This is a genomic window from Pleomorphochaeta caudata (assembly GCF_055395745.1).
The window spans coordinates 1,812,561-1,838,992 of sequence record NZ_AP042458.1 but is presented as its reverse complement, the minus strand read 5'-3'; the positions used below and the strand labels follow the sequence as shown (position 1 = coordinate 1,838,992).

General features: G+C 29.0%; 24 protein-coding genes. 17 read left to right on the top strand and 7 right to left on the bottom strand.

The genetic code is table 11. The annotated features are described in order from the left end of the window. The first annotated feature begins 45 nt into the window (after positions 1-45). The 6 genes from hflK (at position 46) to ACZ5RS_RS08540 (ending at position 6,613) form a co-directional block, all read left to right on the top strand. Positions 46-1,068 (top strand): FtsH protease activity modulator HflK, encoded by a 1,023-nt coding sequence (gene hflK / locus ACZ5RS_RS08565; protein WP_464634449.1) that lies wholly within the window; start codon positions 46-48, stop codon positions 1,066-1,068. Next, on the top strand, positions 1,068-2,054 hold the full coding sequence (gene hflC / locus ACZ5RS_RS08560) for a protease modulator HflC (RefSeq protein WP_464634447.1): 987 nt from the start codon (positions 1,068-1,070) through the stop codon (positions 2,052-2,054). Before hflK ends, hflC begins: the two co-directional genes overlap by 1 nt. A gap of 215 nt (positions 2,055-2,269) precedes the next feature. Then, a complete protein-coding gene (gene argC, locus ACZ5RS_RS08555; RefSeq protein ID WP_464634445.1) occupies positions 2,270-3,313 on the top strand; it encodes an N-acetyl-gamma-glutamyl-phosphate reductase in 1,044 nt (347 codons plus the stop codon). A 9-nt stretch (positions 3,314-3,322) separates the two neighbouring features. Beyond that, complete coding sequence (argJ, locus tag ACZ5RS_RS08550) at positions 3,323-4,543, top strand: bifunctional ornithine acetyltransferase/N-acetylglutamate synthase (RefSeq protein WP_464634443.1); 1,221 nt, start codon at positions 3,323-3,325, stop codon at positions 4,541-4,543. Between the two features lie 5 nt (positions 4,544-4,548). Continuing rightward, a complete protein-coding gene (gene argB / locus ACZ5RS_RS08545; RefSeq protein ID WP_464634441.1) occupies positions 4,549-5,439 on the top strand; it encodes an acetylglutamate kinase in 891 nt (296 codons plus the stop codon). Then, positions 5,429-6,613 carry an acetylornithine/succinylornithine family transaminase gene (locus tag ACZ5RS_RS08540; RefSeq protein WP_464634439.1) on the top strand — a complete coding sequence of 395 codons (1,185 nt, stop codon included), beginning with the start codon at positions 5,429-5,431 and terminating at the stop codon, positions 6,611-6,613. The genes argB and ACZ5RS_RS08540 overlap by 11 nt, the downstream gene beginning before the upstream one ends. A 40-nt stretch (positions 6,614-6,653) precedes the next feature. Here ACZ5RS_RS08540 and ACZ5RS_RS08535 read toward each other — a convergent pair whose 3' ends face one another. The 4 genes from ACZ5RS_RS08535 to ACZ5RS_RS08520 all read right to left on the bottom strand — a co-directional run bounded on the left by ACZ5RS_RS08535 (position 6,654) and on the right by ACZ5RS_RS08520 (position 12,164). Further along, on the bottom strand, positions 6,654-8,114 hold the full coding sequence (locus ACZ5RS_RS08535; RefSeq protein ID WP_464634438.1) for a pyridoxal phosphate-dependent decarboxylase family protein: 1,461 nt from the start codon (positions 8,112-8,114) through the stop codon (positions 6,654-6,656). Then, entirely contained in the window at positions 8,104-9,441 is a 1,338-nt protein-coding gene (locus ACZ5RS_RS08530) for a diaminobutyrate--2-oxoglutarate transaminase family protein (protein ID WP_464634436.1), read from the bottom strand. The genes ACZ5RS_RS08535 and ACZ5RS_RS08530 overlap by 11 nt, the downstream gene beginning before the upstream one ends. 333 nt (positions 9,442-9,774) lie before the next feature. Beyond that, positions 9,775-11,412, bottom strand: coding sequence for a hypothetical protein (locus tag ACZ5RS_RS08525; protein WP_464634435.1), 1,638 nt, complete (start codon positions 11,410-11,412; stop codon positions 9,775-9,777). After that, entirely contained in the window at positions 11,409-12,164 is a 756-nt protein-coding gene (locus ACZ5RS_RS08520) for an ABC transporter ATP-binding protein (protein ID WP_464634433.1), read from the bottom strand. Before ACZ5RS_RS08520 ends, ACZ5RS_RS08525 begins: the two co-directional genes overlap by 4 nt. A gap of 312 nt (positions 12,165-12,476) precedes the next feature. Here ACZ5RS_RS08520 and ACZ5RS_RS08515 point away from each other — a divergent pair, with 312 nt between their 5' ends. The 5 genes from ACZ5RS_RS08515 (at position 12,477) to tnpA (ending at position 17,126) form a co-directional block, all read left to right on the top strand. After that, the gene (locus ACZ5RS_RS08515) at positions 12,477-13,697 is read left to right on the top strand and encodes an argininosuccinate synthase (RefSeq protein WP_464634431.1); all 1,221 of its coding nucleotides are present in this window, start codon (positions 12,477-12,479) and stop codon (positions 13,695-13,697) included. A 118-nt stretch (positions 13,698-13,815) separates the two neighbouring features. Beyond that, a complete protein-coding gene (locus ACZ5RS_RS08510) occupies positions 13,816-14,283 on the top strand; it encodes a nucleoside deaminase (protein WP_464634429.1) in 468 nt (155 codons plus the stop codon). A 141-nt stretch (positions 14,284-14,424) separates the two neighbouring features. After that, positions 14,425-15,312: an NAD(P)-dependent oxidoreductase gene (locus ACZ5RS_RS08505; protein WP_464634427.1), complete on the top strand. Its 888-nt coding sequence runs from the start codon at positions 14,425-14,427 to the stop codon at positions 15,310-15,312. 1 nt (position 15,313) lies between these two features. After that, positions 15,314-16,612 (top strand): citrate synthase, encoded by a 1,299-nt coding sequence (locus ACZ5RS_RS08500; RefSeq protein ID WP_464634425.1) that lies wholly within the window; start codon positions 15,314-15,316, stop codon positions 16,610-16,612. 112 nt (positions 16,613-16,724) lie between these two features. Beyond that, positions 16,725-17,126 (top strand): IS200/IS605 family transposase, encoded by a 402-nt coding sequence (gene tnpA / locus ACZ5RS_RS08495; protein WP_464634423.1) that lies wholly within the window; start codon positions 16,725-16,727, stop codon positions 17,124-17,126. Positions 17,127-17,180: 54 nt separating this feature from the next. Here the strand turns inward: tnpA and ACZ5RS_RS08490 are convergent, their stop codons facing one another. After that, positions 17,181-19,121: an aconitate hydratase gene (locus ACZ5RS_RS08490; RefSeq protein WP_464634421.1), complete on the bottom strand. Its 1,941-nt coding sequence runs from the start codon at positions 19,119-19,121 to the stop codon at positions 17,181-17,183. A 109-nt stretch (positions 19,122-19,230) separates the two neighbouring features. Further along, on the bottom strand, positions 19,231-20,433 hold the full coding sequence (locus ACZ5RS_RS08485; RefSeq protein ID WP_464634419.1) for an MFS transporter: 1,203 nt from the start codon (positions 20,431-20,433) through the stop codon (positions 19,231-19,233). 74 nt (positions 20,434-20,507) lie between these two features. Here ACZ5RS_RS08485 and ACZ5RS_RS08480 point away from each other — a divergent pair, with 74 nt between their 5' ends. The 6 genes from ACZ5RS_RS08480 to trhA all read left to right on the top strand — a co-directional run bounded on the left by ACZ5RS_RS08480 (position 20,508) and on the right by trhA (position 25,652). Continuing rightward, entirely contained in the window at positions 20,508-20,969 is a 462-nt protein-coding gene (locus ACZ5RS_RS08480; RefSeq protein WP_464634417.1) for a divergent PAP2 family protein, read from the top strand. Between the two features lie 198 nt (positions 20,970-21,167). Continuing rightward, positions 21,168-21,929, top strand: coding sequence for a transporter substrate-binding domain-containing protein (locus ACZ5RS_RS08475; RefSeq protein ID WP_464634415.1), 762 nt, complete (start codon positions 21,168-21,170; stop codon positions 21,927-21,929). Positions 21,930-22,060: 131 nt separating this feature from the next. Then, positions 22,061-22,945 (top strand): DUF368 domain-containing protein, encoded by an 885-nt coding sequence (locus ACZ5RS_RS08470; protein ID WP_464634414.1) that lies wholly within the window; start codon positions 22,061-22,063, stop codon positions 22,943-22,945. A 112-nt stretch (positions 22,946-23,057) separates the two neighbouring features. Further along, a complete protein-coding gene (locus ACZ5RS_RS08465) occupies positions 23,058-23,873 on the top strand; it encodes an amino acid ABC transporter permease (protein ID WP_464634412.1) in 816 nt (271 codons plus the stop codon). Beyond that, complete coding sequence (locus tag ACZ5RS_RS08460) at positions 23,866-24,609, top strand: amino acid ABC transporter ATP-binding protein (RefSeq protein WP_464634410.1); 744 nt, start codon at positions 23,866-23,868, stop codon at positions 24,607-24,609. The genes ACZ5RS_RS08465 and ACZ5RS_RS08460 overlap by 8 nt, the downstream gene beginning before the upstream one ends. Positions 24,610-24,983: 374 nt before the next feature. Then, positions 24,984-25,652, top strand: a complete 669-nt coding sequence (gene trhA / locus ACZ5RS_RS08455) for a PAQR family membrane homeostasis protein TrhA (RefSeq protein ID WP_464634408.1) — start codon at positions 24,984-24,986, stop codon at positions 25,650-25,652. Between the two features lie 53 nt (positions 25,653-25,705). Here the strand turns inward: trhA and ACZ5RS_RS08450 are convergent, their stop codons facing one another. After that, on the bottom strand, positions 25,706-26,431 hold the full coding sequence (locus tag ACZ5RS_RS08450; protein ID WP_464634406.1) for a TlpA family protein disulfide reductase: 726 nt from the start codon (positions 26,429-26,431) through the stop codon (positions 25,706-25,708). Between the last annotated feature and the right edge of the window lies 1 nt (position 26,432).

Below are 26,432 nucleotides of genomic sequence, written 5' to 3'. Positions count from 1 at the left end.
TAGTTACATTTAAGATATGAAGAGAAAAACTCTTGAGGAGAAAACATGGATCAAGAATCTTTCAAACCAGCAAATAAGAAATTGAATATTAGTCCTAAATTAATAATTGGATTGATTATTGCTGTAATAGTACTAGCTTCAGCTATGTCAAGTTTCTTCGTTGTTGACCAAACAGAACAGGCTGTAGTTACTCGATTCGGAAAGTACAGTAGAACAGTTGGCCCGGGCTTACAAACCAAAATTCCTCTAGGAATTGAAAAAGCTTATAAAGTTCCAACTCGTGTTGTTCAAACAATGACTTTTGGTTATAGAAGCACAATCAACACTAGCCCTTTAATTGCTAGTACAGATTATCCTTCTGAATCAATCATGCTAACAGGGGACTTAAATATCATTGACTTAGAATGGATTGTTCAATATCAAATCAGCAATCCAGAACATTGGTTATTTAATGTAAGAGAAAAAGAAAAAACAATTAGAGATATAAGTCAAAGTGTAATGAACCAACTAGTAGGGGATTTACCTATTCTATCTGTAATGACTAGTAAAAGAACAGCTATAGAAGTTGACGCTCAAAATCAAATGCAAAATACATTTGATTCATATGGCCTTGGAATTAAAGTTGTAACTGTTAAATTACAAAACATTGTACCACCTGAGGGAACAGTTCAAAATGCTTTTGAAGATGTTAACAAAGCTATTCAAGATATGAATAGATACATAAATGAAGGTAAAGAACAATACAACTCAATCATTCCTAAAGCACAAGGTGAAGCAAAACAACAAATTCAAATTGCAGAAGGTTATGCAAAAGAAAGAGTTAATAATGCTAAGGGTGATGTTGCTAGATTTAATAGCATGAGAGAAACTTATGAAAACAGTAAAGAAATTACTGCCGATCGTCTTTATATCGAAACAATGGAAGAAATTATGTCTAACAGCAATAATAACTTAACACTAATCGATAAAGATTTGGAAAATTTCTTACCAATTTCACAAATCCAAAATGCATCCACCTCAGCACCTGCTACAGTAGTTGATCAAAATACAACAGGAGGTACTAACTAATGAAAAAATTTGTAACAACTCTAGTTGTAATATTTGCACTATTAATTGTATTTGTTTTACTTGGACCTTTCTATATTCTAAATGAAGGTGAACAATCAGTAGTAACTAGATTCGGTAAAATAATAGATAGTGAAAATGAAGCTGGCTTAAAATTTAAAGTTCCATTTATTGATAATGTTTTAATATATCCAGAAAAGATATTATCTTGGGATGGTGAAGCACAAAGAATTCCAACTAAAGAAAATCAATTCATTTGGGTTGATACTACTGCTAGATGGAAAATTAGTGACCCAGCTAAATATTATGAAACTGTAAATACTTTAGATAATGGTATTTCTAGATTAAATGATATCTTAGATTCAACAGTTAGAACAGTAATTTCAGAGAACCCATTAAATGAAGCTGTTAGAAATTCTAACCAGATTAATGAAATGGAAGTAGAAGAGAATGTTCAAAACTTAGACAATCTACAAGATGCAGAAAATTTAAGAAATTTAACAAAAACAACAACACTTCAAGAAACTATTAATATCGGACGTGAAGGACTTTCTTCAAAGATGTACAATATGGCAAGTACCTTTACTGATGCTTATGGTATTGAATTAATAGATATTGTTATAAGACAAATTAGATACAGTGATGATTTAACTCAAAGTGTTTATGAAAGAATGATTAAGGAAAGAAATCAAATCGCTGAAGCTTATAGATCTTATGGTCAAGGACAATTGGCTCAATGGAGAGGTAAAACTGAAAGCGAACAAAAGAATATTATTTCTTCTGCATATGCAGAAAGTGAAGAAATAAAGGGTGTTGCTGATGCTGAAGCCGCTGATATTTATGCAAAAGCTTATGAAGCTGATCCTACTTTCTTTAAGATTTGGAGAACCTTAGAATCATACAAAAAAACAATTCCTGACTTAAATAAAGTATTAACAACCGATATGGATTACTTTGATTTATTATATGGAATCGACACACAAAAATAATTTAAAAAACAAAATAATTATTTGATATATAAGCTTGGATACATTTGTTGTATTCAAGCTTTTTTTATAATAATACAAAAATCTTTGAATAATTATTAGCCATTCTTAAATAATTATTAATATTTCTTAAATATTTATGTATAAATATTAAATAATACTTGATTTTAATGAATATCTATTGTATAAATATGCTAAATATTATTGGGAGGCGTAAAATGATTAACGTCGGAGTGATTGGAGCAACAGGTTATTCTGGAGCTAAACTAGTAGAATTATTATTAATCCATCCTGAAACTAATATTGTATACCTAGGATCTAAAAATCATGCAGGTAAGAAATTAAGCGATATTTATGGAAATTTCTCACCATTTAAAGATTTACTTTTAGAAAATATAGATATATTAGAAGTTAGTAAAAAATGTGATGTAATTTTTCTTGCACTACCTAGTAAAGTTGCAAAGAATATTATTAGCCAAGAAATCTTAGATAATACTGTAGTAATTGATTTAGGTGCTGATTTTAGAATAGAAGACCCAGTAGATTATGAAAAATGGTATAAAGCAGAAGCTCCAGTAGCAGATATATTAAGCCAAGCAGTTTATGGCTTAACTGATATCTATAAAGATAAAGTAAAGCAAACCAAGCTTATTGCTAATCCTGGTTGTTATACAACTTGTTCAATCCTTAGCTTAGCTCCACTAGTATATAACAAATTAATAGATATTAATTCAATAATTGTTGACGCTAAAAGTGGTGTTACAGGTGCAGGAAAGAGTTTAAATTTCAACTCTTTATACTGCGAGGCAAATGAAAACATAAAAGCATATGGGATTACAACACATCGGCACACTCCTGAAATAGAACAAGAATTAAGCAAACTTGCAAAGGAGAAAATTGTTATCCAATTTACTCCTCATCTAATTCCAATGAATAGAGGAATTCTTGCAACTTGCTATGCAAAACTAAAAGATAGTGTTTCATCAGCAAAAATTGATGAAGCTTATAAATCATTCTACAAGGATTGTGAATTTGTTAACTATTTAGGCCCTAATAAAAGTGTTGAAACAAAATATGTTAAAGATACTGATAGAATTGATATAAGTTTTACTATTGATGAAAGAACCAACAATATTATTGCTTTAGGAGCAATAGATAATCTAGTAAAGGGAGCAAGTGGACAGGCAATTGAAAATATGAATCTACATTTTGGATTTGATCAGTACCTTGGCCTTAAAAAATTTGCTTCTACCCCTTTATAAGGAGATACGATGTATAACATTTTAGAAAATCCAACATTACCAAAAGGCTATAAAGCTAATGGAATTGCAAGTGGATTAAAGAAAATAAAAAAAGATTTATCACTTATTGTAAGTGACACCTTATGTAATTGTGCAGGCACATATACTACTAATAAAGTTAAAGCAGCACCAGTTATTTGGGATAAAAAGATTACTTCTAATAAAATTAAGGCAAAAGCTATAATTGTTAACAGTGGAAATGCTAATGCTTGCACATCTCTTCAAGGAGAAAATGATAATGAAGAAATAGCTCAAACTGTTGCTAGTAATTTAAATTGTGAAAAAGAAAATGTTTTAGTTTGTTCAACAGGTGTTATCGGAGTTCCTCTTAATATGGAAACCTATAAGAAAGGAATTAATAACATAGTTAAAACAATAGCTTATGAAGATGAAAAACTAATAAACTTTAGTGAAGCTATTAAAACTACTGATACTATTAATAAAATTGTAAGTGTTAAATTAAATATTGATTCAAAAGAAATTACAATCACTGGTATGGCTAAAGGATCAGGTATGATCCATCCTAATATGGCTACAATGCTCAGTTTTATTGTAACTGATGCTGATATAGAACAAAATACACTACAAAATTTACTAGGAAATACGATAGAAGACACCTACAATATGATTAGTGTTGATGGGGATACTAGTACAAACGATACAGTATTATTTTTAGCAAATGGAGCTGCAAATAATAAGCAAATAGTAAAAGATACATCTGATTATGAAACATTTAAAGAAGCTTTTATGTATGTAAATACTTATTTAGCTAAGGCAATCGTAAAAGATGGAGAAGGCGCTAGTAAGTTTATTGAAGTATCCGTAAACGGAGCGAAAACTCAAAAAGATGCTAAAAACATTGCAAAATCAGTTATTAATTCAAGTCTAGTAAAATGTGCATTCTTTGGAAGTGATGCAAACTGGGGAAGAATTCTTTGTGCTATGGGATACAGTGATAGTGAATTTGATGTTAATAATGTTTCAATAATTTTCAAAAGTGAGAAAGGATCAATCAGTGTTGTAAAAAACGGGGTTCCAATACAATTTGATGAAGATTTGGCAAAAACAATTTTACTTGAAAACACTATTGATGTTGTAATTACTTTAGAAGATGGATCAGCTAATGCTACAGCTTGGGGCTGTGATTTAAGTTATGATTATGTAAAGATTAATGGAGACTATAGAAGTTAAATATTATGGAAAACAAAATGGAAGAATATATCAAAAAAGCTGATATACTTATTGAAGCAATCCCCTATATTAGAAAATTCTCTGATGCTACTGTTGTTGTAAAATATGGTGGTTCAGCAATGACTAGCCCTGAATTAAAAAAATCAATTATACAAGATATTTCAATATTAAAGTATCTTGGGATTAATATAGTTGTAGTTCATGGCGGTGGCTTAGATATTACAAATACTCTAAAAAAAATGAATAAAAAAACTGAATTCATTAATGGATTAAGAGTAACAGATAAAGAAACTGCAAAAATTGCAGAAATGGTACTTTCTGGAAATATTTCTAAAGGGTTAGTTCAAGATTTACAAAGTCATGGATTAAATGCTGTTGGAATCAGTGGTAAAGATGGAAATACTTTTGAAGTCTCAAAAGAAATTAAAGAAGTTGATTTAGGATTTGTTGGTAAAATTGATAAAGTAAATACTGAATTACTTAATACTTTATTAAAGAATAATTTTATTCCAGTATTCTCCCCTATTGCATCAGATAAGAATGGAAACACTTACAATATAAATGCCGACTACGCTGCAAGCGCCATAGCTTCTGCCTTAAAAGCTCAAAAGTTAATCTTCTTAACTGATACAAATGGAATTCTTAGAGACAAAGATGATAATAATAGCGTAATAAATAGATTAACAAAAACTGAAGCTATTGAATATATAAATGATGGTACAATTAATGGTGGTATGATTCCTAAAGTTCAATGTTGTGTTGAAGCTGTTGAAAACGGTGTTAAATCAATTCACATATTAGATGGAAATCTCCCACACTCAATTCTTTTAGAAATTTTTACATCAAAAGGCTGCGGTACAATGATGTTTAAGAAGGGGCAAATAAATGATGACTGATCAAATTAATAAAACAAAAGAAGTAATTCTAAATACTTATTCTAAATTCCCTGTAGTTTTTGAAAAAGGTGAAGGAAATTACTTAATTGATACAGATGGAAATAAATACTTAGATTTTGTTGCAGGTATTGCTGTAAATGCTTTTGGTTATAAAAATGAAGATATTAGTAATGCTATAAATGAAGTCGTTCAAAACGGTGTTTTACATACTTCAAATTTATATTGGCACCCTTATGAATTAAAAGCAGCATCAAAATTAATCGAATTATCAAAACTTAAGAAAGCTTTCTACTGTAATAGTGGTGCTGAAGCAAACGAAGCTGCTTTAAAATTGGCTAGAAAATTTGGTTCAAAAGATAATAGATATAAAATCATATCTATGGAACATTCTTTCCATGGAAGAACTTATGGAGCTGTTACAGCAACTGGACAAGATAAATATCATAAAAACTTCTTCCCTCTATTAGAAGGAATTGAATATGCTACTTTTAATGATCTAGAAAGCGTTGAAAAATTAATTGATGATAAATGTTGTGCAATTATTGTAGAACCTTTACAAGGTGAAGGTGGAATAATTCCTGCTACTCAAGAATTTTTAAGTGGATTAAGAGAACTATGTGATAAAAACAATCTGCTTTTAATCTTTGATGAAGTTCAATGTGGTATGGGAAGATGTGGAAAACCATTCTGCCATCAATTATATGGTGTAAAGCCAGATGTTTTAACTTTAGCAAAAGCTCTTGGTGGAGGAATTCCATGTGGAGCAATGGTAGTTGGAGAAAAAGGTGAAGATGTTTTTGCTCCTGGAGATCATGCTTCAACCTTTGGTGGAAATTTAGTTGCCTTAAATGTTTCAAGCGTTGTTTTAGAAAAACTAGCAAATGAAGATTTTATGAACAGCGTAAGCGAAAAAGGAAAACTATTAACTGAAGGTTTAAACAAACTTATTGAAAAATATCCTGATAAGTTAGTTTCAACTAGAGGATTAGGGTTAATGCAAGGACTAATTGTTAAATGTAATCCGGTTGATATAATTAATGCTTGTTTGAAAGAAAAATTATTAGTAGTTAGAGCTGCTAGTGATGTTGTAAGATTTGTTCCACCTCTTACAATACAAAAAGATGAAATAATTAAAATGTTAAAGATCTTAGATAATGTCATTGATAAACTTTAGCTAAAAATTTGGGAGATTAAATTAATAATCTCCCATTTTTTTAGCCTTTCAGCTTCTTAAGTTCATCCTTAACAATTTCATCCATCTTTTTAATTAGATGTCTCAATTCATAAATTGTAACTGTTGGATTCAATAATGTACATTTTAAATATACTTTACCATTAACTGAAGTTTGACCAATTACTAAACCATTTTCATGTAATAGAATTTTTCTAATTTTCTTATTAAGTCTATCTGAACCTTTATGCTTAAAAACAACAGAACTTAATTCAGGTGGAATTAATGTTTCAAAATTATCTTCTAAATTTATACTGTTATATAAATTTGTAGCATTATTAACACACTTATCAATAATTGCAGCATAACCTTTTCTACCTTGAGTTTGGAAAGCTATCCAAACTTTTAGAGCATCAAATCTTCTTGTGGTTTGCATTGATTTATTAACTAAATTTGTATAACCATCAATTTCATCTTCTTCTCTATTTAAATAATCAGCATGCAATTTAAAAGGATCTAATAAACTCTTATCATTTACTAAAAATGCACTACAACTAATTGGAAGTAAAAACATTTTATGAAAATCAATAGTAATAGAATTTGATAATTCAATACCATCAATTCTATTTTTAAAATTATCACTTAATATTAAAGCACCACCATAAGCTGCATCACTATGAAGATACATAGAATATTGATCACAAATAGATCTAATACTCTTTACATCATCAATGCTACCAAAATCGGTAGTTCCTATTGTAGCTACAGCAGCAATAGGAATATTATTATTTTTTAAATCTTCTTCAATCATTGATTTTAAAGCTGAGATATCCATTTTAAAGTTTTCATCTACAGGTACTTTTCTAACTGCATCATAACCTAAACCTAAAATGTGAGCTGATTTCTCAACTGAAAAATGAGAAACTTCTGAAGTATAAATTCTAAATTTATTATAATTACTTGGGAGTCCCTTTTTCTTAATATCATGCTTTAAAATCGTATTACAATACCAATCTCTTGCACATAAGATGCCACTAAAATTTGATTGACTTCCGCCTGATGTAAAAACACCATCACTATCTTCACTCAAATTATATAATTTAGTTAACATGTCAATTACAAGAACTTCGACCTCTGTGGCAACAGGGCTCTGGTCCCAAGAATCCATTGATTGATTGTATGTTGCTATAATTAATTCACTAGCAATACTTTCAATTAATGCAGGACTGTGTAAATGAGCCATATAATTCTTAGATGAAGTATACAAAAAGTTTGGAATAATTTTTTTAGTTATTCTATCTAAAACTACTTCAAAACTTTCCCCCTCTTCAGGCAAAAGATTATATTGGTCAATATCATTTTTCAATTCTTCTGGAGTTAAACCTTTATAAGCTAATGATGAATTAAAAGAATTAATTATAGCTTGTGAAGTTTTTTCAATAACTTCTTTATAATAATTTTTACTTTTTATATTGTTATTCAAAAGTAAATTATCAAACTCCATTATTTACCTCCTTAACCACAGAAGAGAAAATTTCTAACATTTCATCAATTTCTTTATAACTTACATTTAAGGCACATAATACTCTCATTACTGAACCGTATCTTCCACCTTTTTCCATAATTAAATGTTTTTCAAAACATTTTTTTTGAACTAAAGCAGATAAATCACCTGAAGCTGGAAGAGAACCAATCATGTCTTTTTCACCATTAGGATCAACAAATTCTATACCAATCATTAATCCTTTGCCTCTAACATCTCCAATTATTGATACTTCATCTTTTAATTCTTCGATTTTACCTTTTAGGTATGCACCTTTTTCACTAACATCGTTTAAGAATTCATCAGTACCAACAGTTTGCATAAGAACAGTACCAGCTGCCATAGCAAGTTGATTACCTCTGAAAGTACCAGCATGGGAGCCAGCATTCCATCCATCATATTTTTTATCATATATGACTAAACTCATTGGTTGGGTACCACCAACAGCTTTTGATACTAAAATTGCATCTGGAGAAATATTTGCATACTCATGTGCAAAGAATTTTCCACTACGACCAATACCACATTGAATTTCGTCAAAAATTAAAGGAATATCTAATTCCTTTGTAATTCTTCTAATTTCTTTTAAGAATCTAACTGGAGCTGGAATAACACCACCTTCTCCTTGAATAGGTTCTAAAATAACTGCTGCAGGTTTTGTGATTCCAGACTCTGGATCTTTTAAAGTTCTTTCAAAAAATGCTATTGCAGCATCTACGCCTTTTTCACCACCTAAGCCAAAAGGACAACGATAAGAATAAGGATAAGGGAAAAAATGTACATCAGGCATTAAAGATGCAACTTTTTCTTTAGCATTTAAATTTCCAGTTAATGCTAAAGCCCCATGGCCCATTCCATGATATGCTCCTGAAAAAGCAACAATCGTTCTTCTACCTGTAGCTGTTTTAAACAATTTAATTACTGCATCAACGGCGTCTGTACCGGATGGACTACAAAATTGAATTTTTGCATTCTCTCTTAATCCATTTGGTACTTTGTTGATAATTGTTTCAACAAATAAGTCTTTTGTTGGAGTAGTTAAATCTAGGGTATGAAGAGGAGCTTCACTTGCGATTAAATCAATCATTGCTTTGTTGATATTAGGATCATTATGTCCTAAAGCAAGTGTTCCGGCACCACAAAGGAAATCTAAATACTTATTTCCTTCCACGTCTTCTAAATAGGATCCATAAGCTTTATTTAAAGCAAAAGGGAATTTTCTAGGATAACTCCTTGCATTTGATTCAAATGCGTTTTGTCTATCGATATAATAGCTATTATTTTTCATTTGGTTACTTCCTTAAAATAATTTTTCACCAAAACCCTTTTATTAGTTGCCAAAAAAAATTGTTAACTTTTTATTTTGGTTTTCTAGCTAGGGAGAATATAGTTATATTTAATAAAAAGCTAGACTTTTATGAATCTTTTTTTAGAAAAAATAATACTTTTTTTTTAGTAAAAAAAAACAGATAGTTATTCACTTAAAAAACTGCATTATAACTAAAAAAATAAATTTAAAAATGAGTTATTTATCAATAATAATTATAACAAAAAAAATAGTGTTTTTTTACTCAAAAAACACTAAAAAAGTATAATATTTGTTATTTTTATATCAATTACACTAATCTTGAATAACTAACTTATAAGCTGTTTTTTCAACAAGTTTTTTCAAAACTACTAAAATTATTAATGAGCAAACAATACCAAAATAAAGTAAGTTAAATTTAAAGAATAGAATTAATATTGATGGAGCAATAACTATTAACCCACCTAACATACCAAGCATGCCATTCATATTTCTCTTCATTGCTGAAATTGCAACATCCCACTCTAATTTTGGATTAGAATAATCAATCCATAACCCTACTAATGATACATTAACACTATTGATTAAAAATAGAGGAATCATCCAAACTAGTTGTATTAATTCAATCTTAAAAAATATTACAAAAGCAACAATGAATAAACATTGGATTAAACTAATAAATATAATATGAAAACAAACCTTTGCTTTTACAACTTGCTTAATGTCTATAGGTAATAACTTATTAATTCTAAACAACTTACCTTCTCTACTAACTGAAGTTGAAGATACTAAAACCATTACAGCAAATAATTGAACAATTGAGAAAACTATAGCAATAAAATATGGGCTAGTAGAAAAATCGCTCATCATTTCATTAATAGCTCCTAAGCTACCAGTAAACTTCCAAACTGCGATTAAAATAATAGGAATTAAAGCTTCTCCTATTGTTTCTGATAGAAAGCCTTTTTCTCCACTTAATATATAATATTCTCTTTTTATTAAAGAAACTAATAAATTAGAGCCATTTAACTCATTTGAATTAATATTTTTTGCCTTACGTTTTTTTGAACTTTCTTGATCTTTTGCATTCCTTACTAAGTTCAAACATTTTTCAAACAGTGGAGCAATAATTAAGCAAGAAACAATAAAAATCAATGCAGAAACTAAAATAAATAGTAATAAACTTTTAGAAGAGAAGAACATTTTCCCCATTAATGAAAAATAAGGAAGACCCCCGATTGACCCAATATAATTACTATATGCTAATAATTGGTTATTTATATCATTTGTAATAGCTAATTGGAGCATTTCATTTGAAGTTTTACTAATATATAATATAGCAAGAATAAATGGAGCATTATTAAATAAATAATCTACTAATTTATAACTTCTTCCCCTAAATATTAAAACTTTTAAAGTTACTAATACACTACTCAATAAAATTGGTACAACAGGGAATAATAATAACAAAACAATTGATGCTATTAAAATTAAAAAAGAAAAACCAACATAATAAAATACTGCAGCTATTAGTGGTAACACAATTACCAATGTTATCATTAAGGAGTACATATAACTTACTAAAAATCTTGCTAAGAAAAATTCAGATTTAGAAATAGGTAAAAGATGCCATAAATTAATATCTTTTCCTCTAAAATAAACATGTTCTAAATATGTAGTACTCACAAATAATAGAAAAAGAATACCAGTGAACACACAAAAACTAATTCCCTGGTCCATTATATTTAGGAAACTGGAAATTTGCATATAACCAAAATAATTTGAACCTAGCAAAAAAACAAAACTTGAAGCTATTAATAACAATCCTACAATTCTAATTATTGTACTTAATACTTTGTTTTTATTTTTCTTTGCACTAGAAATAAATTGTTCTAATGGTTTAGCTGCAATTATTTGATGTTTGACTAATGAATATATTACATCATATCTCATAACAAAGCCTCATCTACTACAGCTTCTAAATCCTCATTACCAGTTATTTCTAAGAATAATTTCTCTAAAGAAGCATTTTCTTTTTCATTAAATTCTTTTAATGAAGAATTTAGTACTAACTGACCTTTATTGATAATACCAATAGAATCACATAAATTTTGAGCAACTTCTAAAACATGAGTTGAGAAAAATACAGTTCCACCCTTATCGCAAAATCTTCTCATTAAATCTTTTAATATATATGATGCTTTTGGATCTAATCCTACCATAGGTTCATCTAATACTAATAATTTTGGTTCGTGAATCAAAGCTGCAATAATTCCTAACTTTTGTTTCATTCCATGAGAATAAGAAGAAATTCTATCATCAATAGCTTTTTCAAGATTAAATAGTTTAATTAATCTATTAGCTCTATCTAATCTTTCAGATTTTGGAACGTCAAAAATATCACAAATAAATGAAAGATGTTGCATTCCTGTCATTTTTTCATAGAAAAGTGGCTCATCAGGGACAAATCCTATCATCTGCTTTGTTAAAAAACTTTCTTTTTGAACATCATGATTATCTATAAATATAGACCCACTAGAAGGTGTTAAAACTCCCATTAACATATTAATTGTAGTACTTTTACCAGCACCATTAGGACCTAAAAAGCCAAAGATTTCGCCTTCTTTAACTTCTAAATTTAGATTTTCAACAGCAAAAGGTTTATCCTTTTGATATTTTTTACTTAAATTTTTAAATTCAATCATAAATACCACCTATTCGATATCAAAATGATATCACATTTAATTTCATTATTAAGCAAAAGCTTTAGATTGTCAACAATTTTACAACTAAAAACAAAATATCACTATCGCATATAACAAATAAAGACTTTTTTATAAATAAAAATAAACCATCATGTTGTAATTATACCACCAAAAATGAATATTTATTGAGAAAACACCATATATAAAGGATTTTTTTAAAAAAAATAAATATTTATTCACAAAAGGGGTTGAATATAAATGTATATTTATGCATAATGAGCTCAATAAAAAAAATAATAGGAATTGAAAGTCATGGATAAGAAAAAAGTTATTTTAGCATACAGTGGTGGTTTAGATACATCTGTTATATTAAAATGGTTAACAAACCAAGATTTTGAAGTAATTGCATATGTTGCCAACGTTGGCCAACAAGAAGATTTTAAAGCAGTTGAAGAAAAAGCTTATGCTAGTGGTGCTTCAAAAGTTTACATTGAAGATTTAAGAAAAGAATTAGTAACTGATTATGTAATTCCTGCAATGAAAGCAAACGCAATCTATGAAGGAACTTATTTATTAGGTACTTCTATTGCTCGTCCAATCATTGCGAAACGTCATATTGAAATTGCAAAAAAAGAAAATACTGTCTATGTAGCACATGGTGCAACAGGTAAAGGAAATGACCAAGTACGTTTTGAATTTGGCTATTACATGCATATGCCTGAAGTAAAAATCATTGCTCCTTGGAAAGATCCAAAATGGTTAAGTGAATTTGAAGGCCGTTCAGATATGATTAACTATGCAAAGAAATATGATATCCCAATTAAGGCCTCTGTTAAAAAGCCTTTCAGTGAAGATGAAAACTTGATTCATATTTCACACGAAGCTGGAATATTAGAAGATGCAAGCAAAAGATGTCCTGAGGATGTTTATAGCTTATCTGTTTCATTAAAGGATGCTCCAGATGAAGAAACATTATTAAGTTTTGAATTCAAAGATGGTACTCCTGTTTCAGTAACAAACGAAATTACAAAAGAAACTTATACTGATCCTTTAGAAATGATTAATTACTTAAATAAAGTTGGTCATGACAATGCTATTGGAAGAGTAGATATGGTAGAAAACCGTTATATTGGTATTAAGAGCCGTGGTGTTTATGAAACTCCAGGTTGTGCAATCCTTTGGCAAGCTCACCATAACCTTGAAGGTATAACAATGGATAAAGAAGTTATGCATTTAAGAGATGGTTTAATGCCTAAATATGCTGAATTAATCTATAATGGTTATTGGCATGCTCCTGAATTTAACATGTTAGAAGCTGCTATGGAACAAAGCCAAAAGAATGTTACTGGAACATCAAAAGTTGCACTATACAAGGGTAATATTATCATGGCTGGTATTTCAAGCCCAGTATCACTATACAATGAAGAATTAGGATCTATGGAAATTAGTGGCGGGTATCAACCTGTTGACTGTAAAGGATTTATTAACATAAATGCTATACGTCTGATGGCTTCTGCTCAAAGAGATAACTAAAATCATTATTCGAGAGATACTAATTGTTAGTATCTCTTTTTTTTAATAGAACGTGTTGCATAACGTTGTATTTTTAGTCTATAATTATAAAAAAGAACAACAAAAGTGAGATAATAATATGTGCAAATCAATTATGGAAATGGCTATTGAACAAGCAGATGAAACAATGTCCAAAGGAATTGGTGGCCCTTTTGGTGCAGCTATTATTGATAAAAATAATAATATCTATGTAGCTAGCAACTCCGTATTAGATTCTCACGATGCAACAGCGCATGCTGAAGTAAACGCAATTAGAAAAGCTTCAAAAGCTCTTGGAACACATGATTTATCAGGTTGTGTTCTTTATACTACTTGCTACCCTTGTCCAATGTGCATGAGTGCAGCAATTTGGGCAAATATCGATAAAATCATTTATGGCTGTACACCCGTTGATGCGGCGGAAATTGGTTTTAGGGATGATTTCATCTACAATTTTATCCAAAACAATTGTAATGATGACAACATTATCGAAATCAAACAGCAAGACAGGGAAAAAACTTTAGCTCTATTTAAAAAATATAAAGAGAAAGAACACACTTTATATTAAAACAAAAAAATAGAGCCAGATTCAAAAGAATCTGGTTTTTTAATCAAAAAATAAACTTCAAACTTAATAAAAAGTAAATATTTTTAATATATACTATTAATTATAAATTTGTTATATCATAAATTCTAGGAGGAATTCTATATGCAGAAACTTGGATGGATTGGTACAGGCGTAATGGGCAAATCCATGTGTAAAAGACTAATAGAAAATGGATATGCCATTAATGTCTATAATAGGACTAAAGAAAAAGCCCAAGATTTAATAGATTTAGGCGCGACATATTGTAATTCTCCCAAAGAAATAGCAAAACAAAGTGACATAGTATTTACAATTGTTGGTTTCGTTAAAGATGTAGAAGAAGTATACTTTGGTGTAGACGGATTATTTTCTGGAGCAAAACAGGGTCAAATATTTTGCGATATGACAACAACAAGCCCTACTCTTTCTAAAAAAATATTTGATTATGGTAAAGCTATAGGCATATCTACATTAGATGCTCCAGTTTCTGGTGGAGATGTTGGTGCAAAAAACGGAACTCTATCTATAATGGTAGGTGGAGAAAAAGAAACTTTTGATAAAATGAGTGAATATTTTGAAATTTTAGGTAAAAGTTATATTTTAGAAGGCCCAGCTGGTGCTGGTAGTCATACAAAAATGGCAAATCAAATTACTATTGCAGGAACTATGGGAGGTGTTTGCGAAGCTTTATTATATGCAGAAAAAAACAACCTAGATTTAACCACTTTAATTGATACAATAAAAAGTGGAGCTGCAGGTTGTTGGACACTCGATAATCTAGCCCCAAGAATAGTAAAAGAAGATTATAACCCTGGATTTTTTATTGATCACTTTATAAAAGATATGAAAATTGCAATTGATGAATGTGAAAAGTTAAGCATTAATTTACCTACTTTAAAACTAGTTGAACAGCTATATGAACAATTGCAGAAAGACGGGAAAGGTAAACTTGGAACTCAGGCGCTTATTTTAGCATTAAGAGAATTAAATAAGAATAATACTAGGAGTTAACATGGAAGTAAAAAAAGATGGTGCAATTTTAAAAATCGAAAATAAAGAAATTAAATTAGATGTATTACATGATAATGTTGATGTAACTTCAATTGATATTTCTTCATTACGTGCAAAAACAGGAATAATCACTTATGATCCTGGTTTTGCAAACACTGGCTCATGTCAAAGTTCAATCTGCTTTGTTGACGGAGAGAAAGGTATTTTAAGATATCGTGGTTATGATATTGAAGACTTAGTTGAAAATTGTGACTTCGTTGAAGTAGCATACCTATTAATAAAAGATGAATTACCAAATAGAGAACAAAGATTTGAATACCAAGAATTATTAAATAAACATTCCATGCTTCATACTGATATGCAATTATTCTTCAGAGGCTACCCACAAAGAGCTCATCCAATGAGTATCCTTTCAGCTATGGTAGCATCTTTATCAGCATTCTATCCTGAATTAGACAATGATGAGAATCCAGAAGACCACCTAGACTTGACAGTTACTCGTTTATTATCAAAGATGCGTACAATTGCTGCATTTACTTATAGACAATCTGTTGGTCAAGAGGCTGTTAATCCATCATATAAGTATTCATATTGTGAAAACTTTTTGCATATGATGTTTGATTCTCCTGTATATAATTATACTCCAGATCCAAAACAAGTTACGGCTTTAAATAAACTATTAATCTTGCACGCAGACCATGAACAAAACTGTTCAACTAGTGCAGTACGACTTGTAGGTTCTTCAGCTGCTAATTTATATGCTTCTGTTTCTGCAGGATGCTGTGCACTATGGGGGAAAAAACATGGTGGAGCTAACCAAGCAGTATTAGAAATGCTTGAAAAGATTTATAATGAAGGTTGGAGTATTAAAGAAATAATACAAAAAGCTAAAGATAAAAATGATGACTTTAGATTATCTGGTTTTGGTCATAGAGTTTATAAAACATATGATCCTAGAGCAAAAATTGCTAAAAAATTATGTAGAGAAGTATTAGGTGATGATGCTAGTAAAGATCCTTTACTAAATATTGCTCTTGAATTAGAAGCAACGGCTCTTGAAGATCCATACTTTGTTGAAAGAAATCTTTATCCAAATGTAGACTTCTACACAGGTATTATTTTCCACTATATGGGTATTCCTTCTTCGATGTTTACAGTTATGTTTGCACTTGGAAGACTACCTGGTTGGATTGCTCATTACCTAGAATGGAAAAAAGATCCTTATCAAAAAATTGGAAGACCTAGACAAGTATATACTGGCTTAAACCATAGACATGTTATACCTATCGATCAAAGATAAATAAAATTTATAAAAAACACCTTCAAAGAAAAATAAATAATTGATAATTATTAAAAAACTTTGGGGGTATTTTTATCTTTTAATTTTTATTTTTTAATGATATTCTCTTAATATGAAAAATAAAAGATGGAAAACTAGTGAAGATACTACTTCAAGCTTATATTATCATATTCTTTGGTGTGTAAAATACAAAAGAAAATTACTAGTAAACGATGTAAAAGAAAGACTTGAAGAACTAATATATGAAAAGGCAAAAGAAATTGATGTAATAATTGTTTCAATGGAAATCATGCCTGAATGTGTCCATCTCTTTATTAAAGCTAATCCAGAAGACAGCCCTCATTTTATTGTTCAACAATTAAAAGGTGCTTCCTCAAAAACACTAAGAGATGAATTTGTTCAACTAAAAACAAAAATTCCAACTCTTTGGACAAGAAACTATTACGTATCTAGTTTTGGGATATTAAACGAATCAGAAATAAACACATATTTAGAAAGCCAAAAGAATAAATAAAAAAAGATAGTTAGAAAATTTCTAACTACCTTTTTTTATGACTTTAAAAATTTACTATTTCTTTAATAAGTTTAATAAGCCACCCTCAATTAACATATCTAATTGGTCTTTTGTAATATCACATTTCATTTTAATATTTCTTTTTCCAATTTGAACAATTACAGGGTTATCTTCTAAATGAGCCATAGTAATTTGATCAGGTAAATCTTCAATAATAATTTTTTCACCTTGTTCAATATTTTCATAATCAGCTTCATCAATAAAGGTTAAAGGAACAATACCAAAATTACATAGGTTGTTTTGGTGAATTCTTTCAATTGAAACAGCTAAGACAACTTTTACTCCCAAATACATAGGACAAATTGCTGCGTGTTCTCTTGAAGATCCTTGACCATAAGAAGCTCCAGCTACAATAAAGTTATGAACTCCATTAGCCTTGTTCTCTTTACATCTTGTTGCAAAAGTTGAATCAACATTTTCAAAAACAAATTCTGCATAAGCTGGAATATTTGATCTATATTTCAATCTAGCCCCAGCTGGCATAATATGGTCAGTTGTAATCTTATCTCCAACTTTTATTGTAATCTCACCCTCTACTTTATATGGAAGAGCTTCATTCTTTGGTGGTGCTCCAATATTTGGACCTCTAACAATTTCAACATCACTTGTATCTTCTTTAGGGAAGATAAACATTGAATCATCAGTTACAAAATGTTCAACTTTTAATGAAGATGGATAGTCAATCCCATTATCATCTAAAGGATTAGTAAATACACCAGTAATTGCACTTAATGCTGCGGTTTCAGGGCTAACTAAATATAATTGAGCATTTTGAGTTCCACTTCTTCCTTCAAAGTTTCTATTAGAAGTTCTTAAAGATATTGCATTACTTGATGGACTTTGATGATTCCCAATACAGAAACCACAAGCACTTTCTAAAATTCTAGCACCGGCTTTAACAAATTTTTCTAAACTTCCATCTTCACTTAGCATTAATAAAACTTCTCTACTTCCTGGAGCAATACCTAAGCTTACAGAAGGATGAACAGTCTTTCCATCTAAAATGCTAGCAACTTTTCTTAAATCATCATAACTTGAATTAGTACAAGAACCAATTAATACTTGATCAACTTTAGTACCTTTCATTTCTTCAATAGTCTTAATATTTCCTGGACTATGAGGACATGCACATAAAGGTTCAACTTTGGCAAGATCTATTTCAAAAAGACCATCATAAATAGCACCTTCATCAGCACTTAATTCTTTATATAATTCACCTCTATTTTGAGCTTCTAAGAATTGTTTAGTCTTTTCATCACTAGGGAAAATACTTGTTGTTACACCACATTCAGCGCCCATATTACAAATTGTTGCTCTTTGAGGAACTTCAAGAGATTTAACACCCTCGCCTGTATATTCAAAGATGGTATTAACATTACCCTTTACTCCAAATTTTTGAAGTACAGTTAAAATAACATCTTTAGCACTTACCCAAGGTCTTAATTGATTTTTTAATCTAATTTCAATTACTTTTGGTGTAATAATATGAAAAGGTTTTCCTGCCATAGCAACAGCAATATCTAATCCACCTGCCCCAATAGCAATCATTGATAAACCACCACCAGTTGGAGTATGAGAATCACTACCTAATAAAGTTTTTCCTGGTGCACCAAATCTTTCTAAATGTACTTGGTGGCAAATACCATTTCCTGGTCGTGAAAAAACTATACCTTTTTTTGCAGCAACACTTTGTAGATATTTATGGTCATCCGCATTTTCAAAACCAACTTGAATTGTATTATGATCAACATAACTTACTGCTAATTCATTTTTCACTCTCTCTAAGCCCATTGATTCAAATTGTAAATATGCCATTGTACCTGTTGCATCTTGTGTTAAGGTTTGATCGATTTTTATTCCAATTGGATCTCCAACTTGATATTCACCTTCTACCAAATGATCCAATAAAATTTTCTCGGTTAATGTTTTTGCCATATAATTCACTCCTATTTAACTAAATTATAATGAGAAAACAATAATATGCAACTACCCAATATAATTTCTTTCATTATAATATTTTTTTAACTTTTAATATAAAAATACTTTATTTTTCTAATATTGAAGGCTTTTTTAAAGAAATCGAAAAAACAATATATTCAACAAATACAATTGCAAACATAAAAATTCCAAAATTCTTCATTACAGATTTGAAGCCAAACTTTTCAAAAATATATCCACTGATAATTGAACCAAAAACCAATCCACAAGTTAATAAAACCTCATGAATTATCATTCGTCTTGTTCTATTTACAGCACCACTTACACCATGGAAAATACTCTGCAAATACATAAGAGAAAAAATTAATCCAAATAGCATAAAAATAATAAAAAATGAATAATAATCATTGCACAATATAGTAACCAAGCATAAAACAGCCAAAACTAACTGACTTAAGATAATATAATTACCTTTAAAATGCCAAAAGCTCATTTTACCCAAATAATAAAAAGCTAAACAGCTAACAACACCTCTACTCCATAACAAAAATCCAATTCTAGTTTCATTAATTAAAAGTACATTTTTTGCATACAAAGGAAAAATATTACTTAACATTCCATAAAAGAAATATGCTAAAAATACAGCTATCCATGCAAAATATCTTAAAGGAGTGCTATTATCATTATTTTTATTATTTATGATATATTTCTTTTCACTTTCTACAGCTTTTAAATATGGAACTTTATTAGTTAATATAAATACAATTAAAGAAAGTAGTATAAAACTTACAACACTTATTATTAAAGGTAATTTAACATCTATTTCAGTTAATAAGCCACAAATAATAGATGAGAAAGCAATACCCGCACTCCAAGAAAAATTAAAATAACTTATTGCTTTATTTAAATGTTTACCTTCTCTACCTCTAGAATACCAAGTTTCCATATGAGGCCAAAGTAAAGCCATAAATCCACCATAAAACACTAAAGTAGATAGAATAAAAATATAAGAATATGATTTTAAAAATAACAAAATAGATATTCCCATACCTACTAGCGCAAAATAAATATTTTGTCTTGGACACAGATGACTTGTTGGTTTTTCTAATAATAAACAAAACACTACATATGAAATAGAAAAACTAGAAACGGTAATAGCAATAGTAGATGCAGAATAATTTAAAGCATCATTTAAGTAATAAACTAAGGCTAAATTTACCATTGAAATAATCATTTGAGCAAAAAAAGAAATTAAGCTTAAAAACAACAATTGCTTATTATCATGGGTCATATAAAAATCTCTTATCATTAAATTTATGTTAGATTATCATAGTAAATAAAAAAAGTCTTGTTTTATTATTAAAAATAGTTTATTTTTTCATCATGAATACAGCTAGTAATTTATTAAAAAATGCACCATTTCTATCAGCTTTTTTTGCTTGCATAATTGCTCAGTTCTTAAAACCTATAATTTCTATAATTATTGGTGAGAAATTTGAATTTAAACAAGCTTTCTCAACAGGAGGAATGCCATCTAGTCATAGTGCTTCAGTTGTAGCCTTAACAACTACTATTGGAATCTTATATGGATTAGGGTCTCCCTATTTTGCAATATCAGCAGTTTTTGGAATAATTGTCATTCATGATGCTATGGGAATTAGAAAAGAAGCCGGTAAACAAGCCGAGTTATTAAATCAATGGAGTAAAATCTTCACAGAGATTCATCAAGATGGACAATTTACTCAGGCAAACTTAAAAACTATGTTAGGTCATAATTTTTCACAAGTATCTGCTGGAATTGTATTAGGCTTAATTGTTGGAATAGTTAGTGCATACGTTATTTAAAAACTAAAAATCAATTTTTTTCAAAACTCTCCTTTTAAAATTAAAGGAGTTTCTTTATAAATATTCATCATTCTATAATAAATATACAAACATTAATAATATTTCGTAAATAAATATACAAATTATATTGACATATCATGTATATTTATGCATAATCATATTTATTAAACACGAATCACACAGTTTAGGAGATATTTTATGAAAAAAAATTTATTTATTTTAATTGGATTATTAACAATTTTTAATTTCAATATTTATGCAAATGGACAAAAAGAAGATACTAATGTACTAAAAGTAGCAAGTAACTGTGAATGGCCACCATTAGAATTTGTTGATGTTAATGGAGATTTAGCTGGTTTTGAAATTGAACTTTTAGGAAAACTAGAAACAGTAACCGATTACAAATTTGAAGTAATTAACGTAGCTTGGGACGGAATTTTTGCTGGTTTAGCAAACGGTGCCTATGATTTCATTGCTAGTGGTGTTTCAGTAACAGAAGAAAGAAAACCAAAAATGGATTTCTCCTCAACTATCTTAGAAATCACACAAAGTATTATCGTTCCTGTTGGAACAACAGGTTTAAGCAATTTAGAACAATTAGCTAATAAAAAAGTTGGTGTTCAAGTTGGAACAACTGGTCACTTAGTTTTATTAGACCACGAAGACTTAGATGTTGATATAAGAGCATATGACAATATTTCATTAGCAGTTGAAGATTTATTAAATGGAAACATTGATTGTGTTGTAACAGACAGTGTTGTTGCTAGTGATTATGTTGTATTAAACGACAACTATAAAGACAAATTAGAAGTTTCAGGTTATGCAAGTAGTGATGTTGAACCTATCGCAATGGCATTTAAGAAAGGTGATGCAGAAACACTAAAGATTGTAAATGACGGCTTAAAGAAACTAGAAGAAAATGGTGAATTAGCTGCTCTAAAAGCAAAATGGAATTTATAATCAAACAAATATAATTAATTCAACAGTGTGATTATTTCACACTGTTTTTTTTCATTAATTTATATTTTATATTATTCTTGCTATTTTAGCTAAATAACAATAATCTTAATAAAAAAAGCATAGGATAAAATATGATAGGTAATAGTATAAATGGATTTTGCATGGCTTTAGCTGATAGTATTCCTGGTGTTTCAGGAGGTACTATTGCATACATCTTAGGATTTTATGACACTCTGCTTGAAAGCATAAATAATGTATTTTCCAAAGATAAACTACAAAGAAAAACAGCCTTAACTTTTTTAATTCAATTATTAATTGGTTGGTTAATTGGTTTTATATTAAGCATAATAATACTATCTACCCTATTTACAAATCATATTTATTTTATGAGTTCATTACTTATTGGATTAACTATTTCTTCAATACCATTAATTTTCTTTGAAGAAAAAAATATATTTAAGCTTGATGCAAAATCAATTATTAAATATTTAGTTTTTTTCTTAATCGGCTTTACTTTAGTAATTTTAATTTCAACTAATGCAAGTAATAATCTTGAAGCAAAAACTGATTTAACTAATATAAATTTTTATTTAGGATTAAAATTAGTTTTTATAGGAATTTTAGCTATATCTACAATGATTTTGCCAGGAATATCGGGATCTTCGTTGTTAGTTATATTTAATTTATACATTCCAATTATAAGTGCAATTAAAGAATTATTATCTTTTAACTTTGAATACTTTTTGGCAATTTTATTATTTGGTTGTGGAATTTTAATTGGAGCCATTACTACTGTTAAAATCGTAAAAAACGCTCTAAAAAAGCACAGATCCTCAACAATATGTTTTATTCTAGGATTAATAAGTGCTGCAATATATTCAATTATATTAGGTCCTACATCCTTAGATATACCACAAGAGCCATTAAGCTTTTCCACATTTAATATATTAGCTTTTTTATTTGGTCTTTTTATAATTCTTTTATTACACAAAATAAAAAATAAGAAAATACAATAAACTATTCACCTTTTTAAATGAATCTTGAATATTTATACATCTCAACTTGACTTTTTTGCATATTTATGGGATAAGATACAAGTTAATGCATAATTAATGTAAGGAATATACAATGAACGATAAATCTACAAAAACAAAAACCTCTGATAAAAAGAAAAACGCGATAACCATTCAAATGACAGATGGTGTTCTAATTCCTAATAAGAACGACGGAAAAATTATGAATAGCTGGAGAATTACCTTTTATGGAGCTTTAGTTATATTACTTTCACTAATAACATTTTTCCCTGATCCATATATGGAAATTTTTAAAGTTTGTATTAAAGGTACTCCAGTTACCTTCCAATGTACAATATTTGCAATAATTGGTTCTGTAATTATTGGTACAATAACAGGATTAGGATCTGTATCAAAACATCATTCAATTAATATGATTAGTGGTGTTTATGTTGAACTTATTCGGGGTATTCCTTTATTAGTACAATTAATATTTATTTACTACGCTTTAGGAAGATTCTTCCACTTAAATGGTATTAGTGCTGCAATAATTGCATTGTCAATTTGTTTTGGTGCTTATATGGGTGAAATCGTAAGAGCAGGAATTCAGGCTATTCCAAAAGGACAAATGGAAGCTGCTATTTCCTTAGGTATGTCTAGATACCAAGCATTTAGATATGTAATTTTACCTCAAACACTAAAAATTGTATTACCAGCGGTTGGTAATGAATTTATCAGTATGTTGAAAGACTCTTCTTTAGTATCAGTTATTGCATTAAGTGATATTTTAAAAAGAGGAAAAGAATATATATCAAGAACATTCCTATCTTTAGAAACCATGTTAGTAGTTGCTCTTATATATCTATTAATTACACTTATTTTATCTCGCTTAGTAGGTAAATTAGAAGAAAGGATGAACGACAATGCCTAATATTAAAATTAAAAATTTAGAAAAAACATTTATAACAAATAATGGAAATACAGTAAAAGCTGTTGATAATGCTTCTTTAGACGTTAATGAAGGAGAAGTAGTTGTTATCATTGGCCCTTCAGGAAGTGGTAAATCAACTCTACTTAGATGTATCAATAAATTAGAAATTCCTACTGGTGGTTCAATTTTTGTAGATGACGTGGATGTTGCAAATAGTTCAACTGACATTAGAAAAATTAGGGAAGAAGTCGGAATGGTTTTCCAATCTTTTAACCTATTTCCTCATTTAAGTGTTATCGATAATATTACTTTAGCTCCACTTAAAGTAAAAAATATGGATCCAAAAGAAGCAAAAAAAATTGCATTACAACTTTTAGATAAAGTAGGACTAAAAGAAAAAGCTGAATCATATCCAAATCAATTATCAGGTGGACAACAACAAAGAGTTGCTATAGCTAGATCCTTAGCCATGCATCCTGATATTATGCTTTTTGATGAACCTACAAGCGCTTTAGATCCTGAAATGATTAAAGAAGTTTTAGATGTAATGCTAGATTTAGCAAAAAGTGGAATGACCATGCTTCTAGTTACTCATGAAATGGGATTCGCTCGTGCAGCTGCTACGAAAGTTGTTTTTATGGATGAAGGTAAAATAATTGAGACTGGAACTCCTAATCAAATCTTTGATAACCCGCAAAATCAAAGAACAAAAACATTTTTAGAACATATTTTATAAATAAATAAAAATTAAATAAATTGCTATTATCGAAATTTTGGTAATAGCTTTTTTATTTATACCGCAAAACCAATTCTATTTTATTTGTCACCTAACAGATATTTTACTAACTAAAATATGTAAATTTGTCATATAATTTTACACAATAATTGACATATGTTACATTTTCACTTATATTATAATAAAATAAAAAACTTGTCATAAAAAAATATGATAATTTTTTATATTTTATTTAGAGTATTAACTCTCTTTTAATTATCACTCGCAGGGTGTTCTTTTTATCCTTAAGAACACCCGCTTTTTTTATTTTACATAAAAATTAGGATTGTCAAAAAAACTTTTTAAGTATAAATTATTCAAATGAGGTTACTAAAATGAAAAATAAAACATCTTGGTTAGAGAAAAATATTTCTTTACCAGTATTAGTTCACCCAGAAGCAGAAAAAGAGAATTCTATATCTCATGCAATTGCTGCTGTTTTTGCTACTGTTGGAATTATTTATATAATTTTTAATTTAGATAAAGTTGAAACAACTTATTTAAAGGTGGGTTTACTAATTTTTGGATTTACAAATTTCTTATTATATTTTGCTAGCTCACTTTATCATGGACTTCCTAAAAATAATACAAAAAGGGTTTGTAGAATTTTGGATCACAGTAATATATATTTTTTAATTGCTGGTACTTATACCCCGCTTTTATTATATGTAAACACAAGTCAAACAATTAAACTATTTTATTTGATTTGGATTATTGCTGCATTTGGTATTGGATTTACTTTAATATTTTGGGGAAAATTAAAACCTTTACATGTTGTTTTGTATGTTGCTATGGGTTGGATTCTAGTTTTTTTCTGGAATGATATAATTCCATTTTTACCAAAAGGATTATTTAAATATATTTTAACTGGCGGTATTCTTTATACTCTTGGAGTTATTTTCTATGGATTTAAAAAGATTCCACATGGCCATTTAATTTGGCACATTTTCTGTATAGCTGCAAGTGTATCTTTTTATATAGGTTTTTTAATATATTTATTATAAGAAACAAAATCCCTCCTTTATCATAAGGAGGGATATTTTTTATATCTAATAGATTATTCAGCTAATAGTTGCTCAATTGCATTTATCAATGTATCTTTAGGAACCATTCCCTGATATCCATTTACAGGCTCCCCTTTTCTATTCAATAAAATAGTTGTAGGCAAACTGTTTGTCTTAAAGAGATAGGAAATATACCCTGGATCTATAACACAAATTGTATCATCATTAAAATACTCTTGAGCAAAAGCATTTACTGCATCCATTGTTTCCCTTTCTCCATCAAAAGAATCAAAGAAGATAAATGTTACTTCATCTTTATACTCTTCACTAGCATCAATAAAGTCAGGCATCTCTTGTTGACATGGTGGACACCATGATGCAAATAAATTTATTACAACAGGTTTTCCTAATTCAGCTAATTGCCAAAAAGTAGTCTCTTCTCCATTTAATAAAGTTAAAGGGATATCTGGCATTACAGTAGAAGCTTCAGCTTCAGTATTATCTGCATCACTATTATTTGTATCAGCTGTATCATCACTAATACTTTGATCATCAGAAGTTTGAACTGTTTCTACTACATCATCATTTACTTCTGTTTGTACTGCAACAGAATTTGTAGATACATTATTTGTTAATTCACTTTCCTCTGTATTTAGGGTAGGTTTATATGATGTATCAGGGGAGTTTTTACTTAATTGGCCATAGCCAAAATATGCTCCTACAAAAACAACTATAATGATTAAAACTATAATCAAACTATTTTTTTTATTTTTATCCATT

Coding starts and splice junctions, on each gene's coding strand:
- hflK (WP_464634449.1), top strand. CDS start 46: ATGGATCAAGAATCTTTCAAACCAGCAAATAAGAAATTGAATATTAGT.
- hflC (WP_464634447.1), top strand. CDS start 1,068: ATGAAAAAATTTGTAACAACTCTAGTTGTAATATTTGCACTATTAATT.
- argC (WP_464634445.1), top strand. CDS start 2,270: ATGATTAACGTCGGAGTGATTGGAGCAACAGGTTATTCTGGAGCTAAA.
- argJ (WP_464634443.1), top strand. CDS start 3,323: ATGTATAACATTTTAGAAAATCCAACATTACCAAAAGGCTATAAAGCT.
- argB (WP_464634441.1), top strand. CDS start 4,549: ATGGAAAACAAAATGGAAGAATATATCAAAAAAGCTGATATACTTATT.
- ACZ5RS_RS08540 (WP_464634439.1), top strand. CDS start 5,429: ATGATGACTGATCAAATTAATAAAACAAAAGAAGTAATTCTAAATACT.
- ACZ5RS_RS08535 (WP_464634438.1), bottom strand. CDS start 8,114: ATGGAGTTTGATAATTTACTTTTGAATAACAATATAAAAAGTAAAAAT.
- ACZ5RS_RS08530 (WP_464634436.1), bottom strand. CDS start 9,441: ATGAAAAATAATAGCTATTATATCGATAGACAAAACGCATTTGAATCA.
- ACZ5RS_RS08525 (WP_464634435.1), bottom strand. CDS start 11,412: ATGAGATATGATGTAATATATTCATTAGTCAAACATCAAATAATTGCA.
- ACZ5RS_RS08520 (WP_464634433.1), bottom strand. CDS start 12,164: ATGATTGAATTTAAAAATTTAAGTAAAAAATATCAAAAGGATAAACCT.
- ACZ5RS_RS08515 (WP_464634431.1), top strand. CDS start 12,477: ATGGATAAGAAAAAAGTTATTTTAGCATACAGTGGTGGTTTAGATACA.
- ACZ5RS_RS08510 (WP_464634429.1), top strand. CDS start 13,816: ATGTGCAAATCAATTATGGAAATGGCTATTGAACAAGCAGATGAAACA.
- ACZ5RS_RS08505 (WP_464634427.1), top strand. CDS start 14,425: ATGCAGAAACTTGGATGGATTGGTACAGGCGTAATGGGCAAATCCATG.
- ACZ5RS_RS08500 (WP_464634425.1), top strand. CDS start 15,314: ATGGAAGTAAAAAAAGATGGTGCAATTTTAAAAATCGAAAATAAAGAA.
- tnpA (WP_464634423.1), top strand. CDS start 16,725: ATGAAAAATAAAAGATGGAAAACTAGTGAAGATACTACTTCAAGCTTA.
- ACZ5RS_RS08490 (WP_464634421.1), bottom strand. CDS start 19,121: ATGGCAAAAACATTAACCGAGAAAATTTTATTGGATCATTTGGTAGAA.
- ACZ5RS_RS08485 (WP_464634419.1), bottom strand. CDS start 20,433: ATGATAAGAGATTTTTATATGACCCATGATAATAAGCAATTGTTGTTT.
- ACZ5RS_RS08480 (WP_464634417.1), top strand. CDS start 20,508: ATGAATACAGCTAGTAATTTATTAAAAAATGCACCATTTCTATCAGCT.
- ACZ5RS_RS08475 (WP_464634415.1), top strand. CDS start 21,168: ATGAAAAAAAATTTATTTATTTTAATTGGATTATTAACAATTTTTAAT.
- ACZ5RS_RS08470 (WP_464634414.1), top strand. CDS start 22,061: ATGATAGGTAATAGTATAAATGGATTTTGCATGGCTTTAGCTGATAGT.
- ACZ5RS_RS08465 (WP_464634412.1), top strand. CDS start 23,058: ATGAACGATAAATCTACAAAAACAAAAACCTCTGATAAAAAGAAAAAC.
- ACZ5RS_RS08460 (WP_464634410.1), top strand. CDS start 23,866: ATGCCTAATATTAAAATTAAAAATTTAGAAAAAACATTTATAACAAAT.
- trhA (WP_464634408.1), top strand. CDS start 24,984: ATGAAAAATAAAACATCTTGGTTAGAGAAAAATATTTCTTTACCAGTA.
- ACZ5RS_RS08450 (WP_464634406.1), bottom strand. CDS start 26,431: ATGGATAAAAATAAAAAAAATAGTTTGATTATAGTTTTAATCATTATA.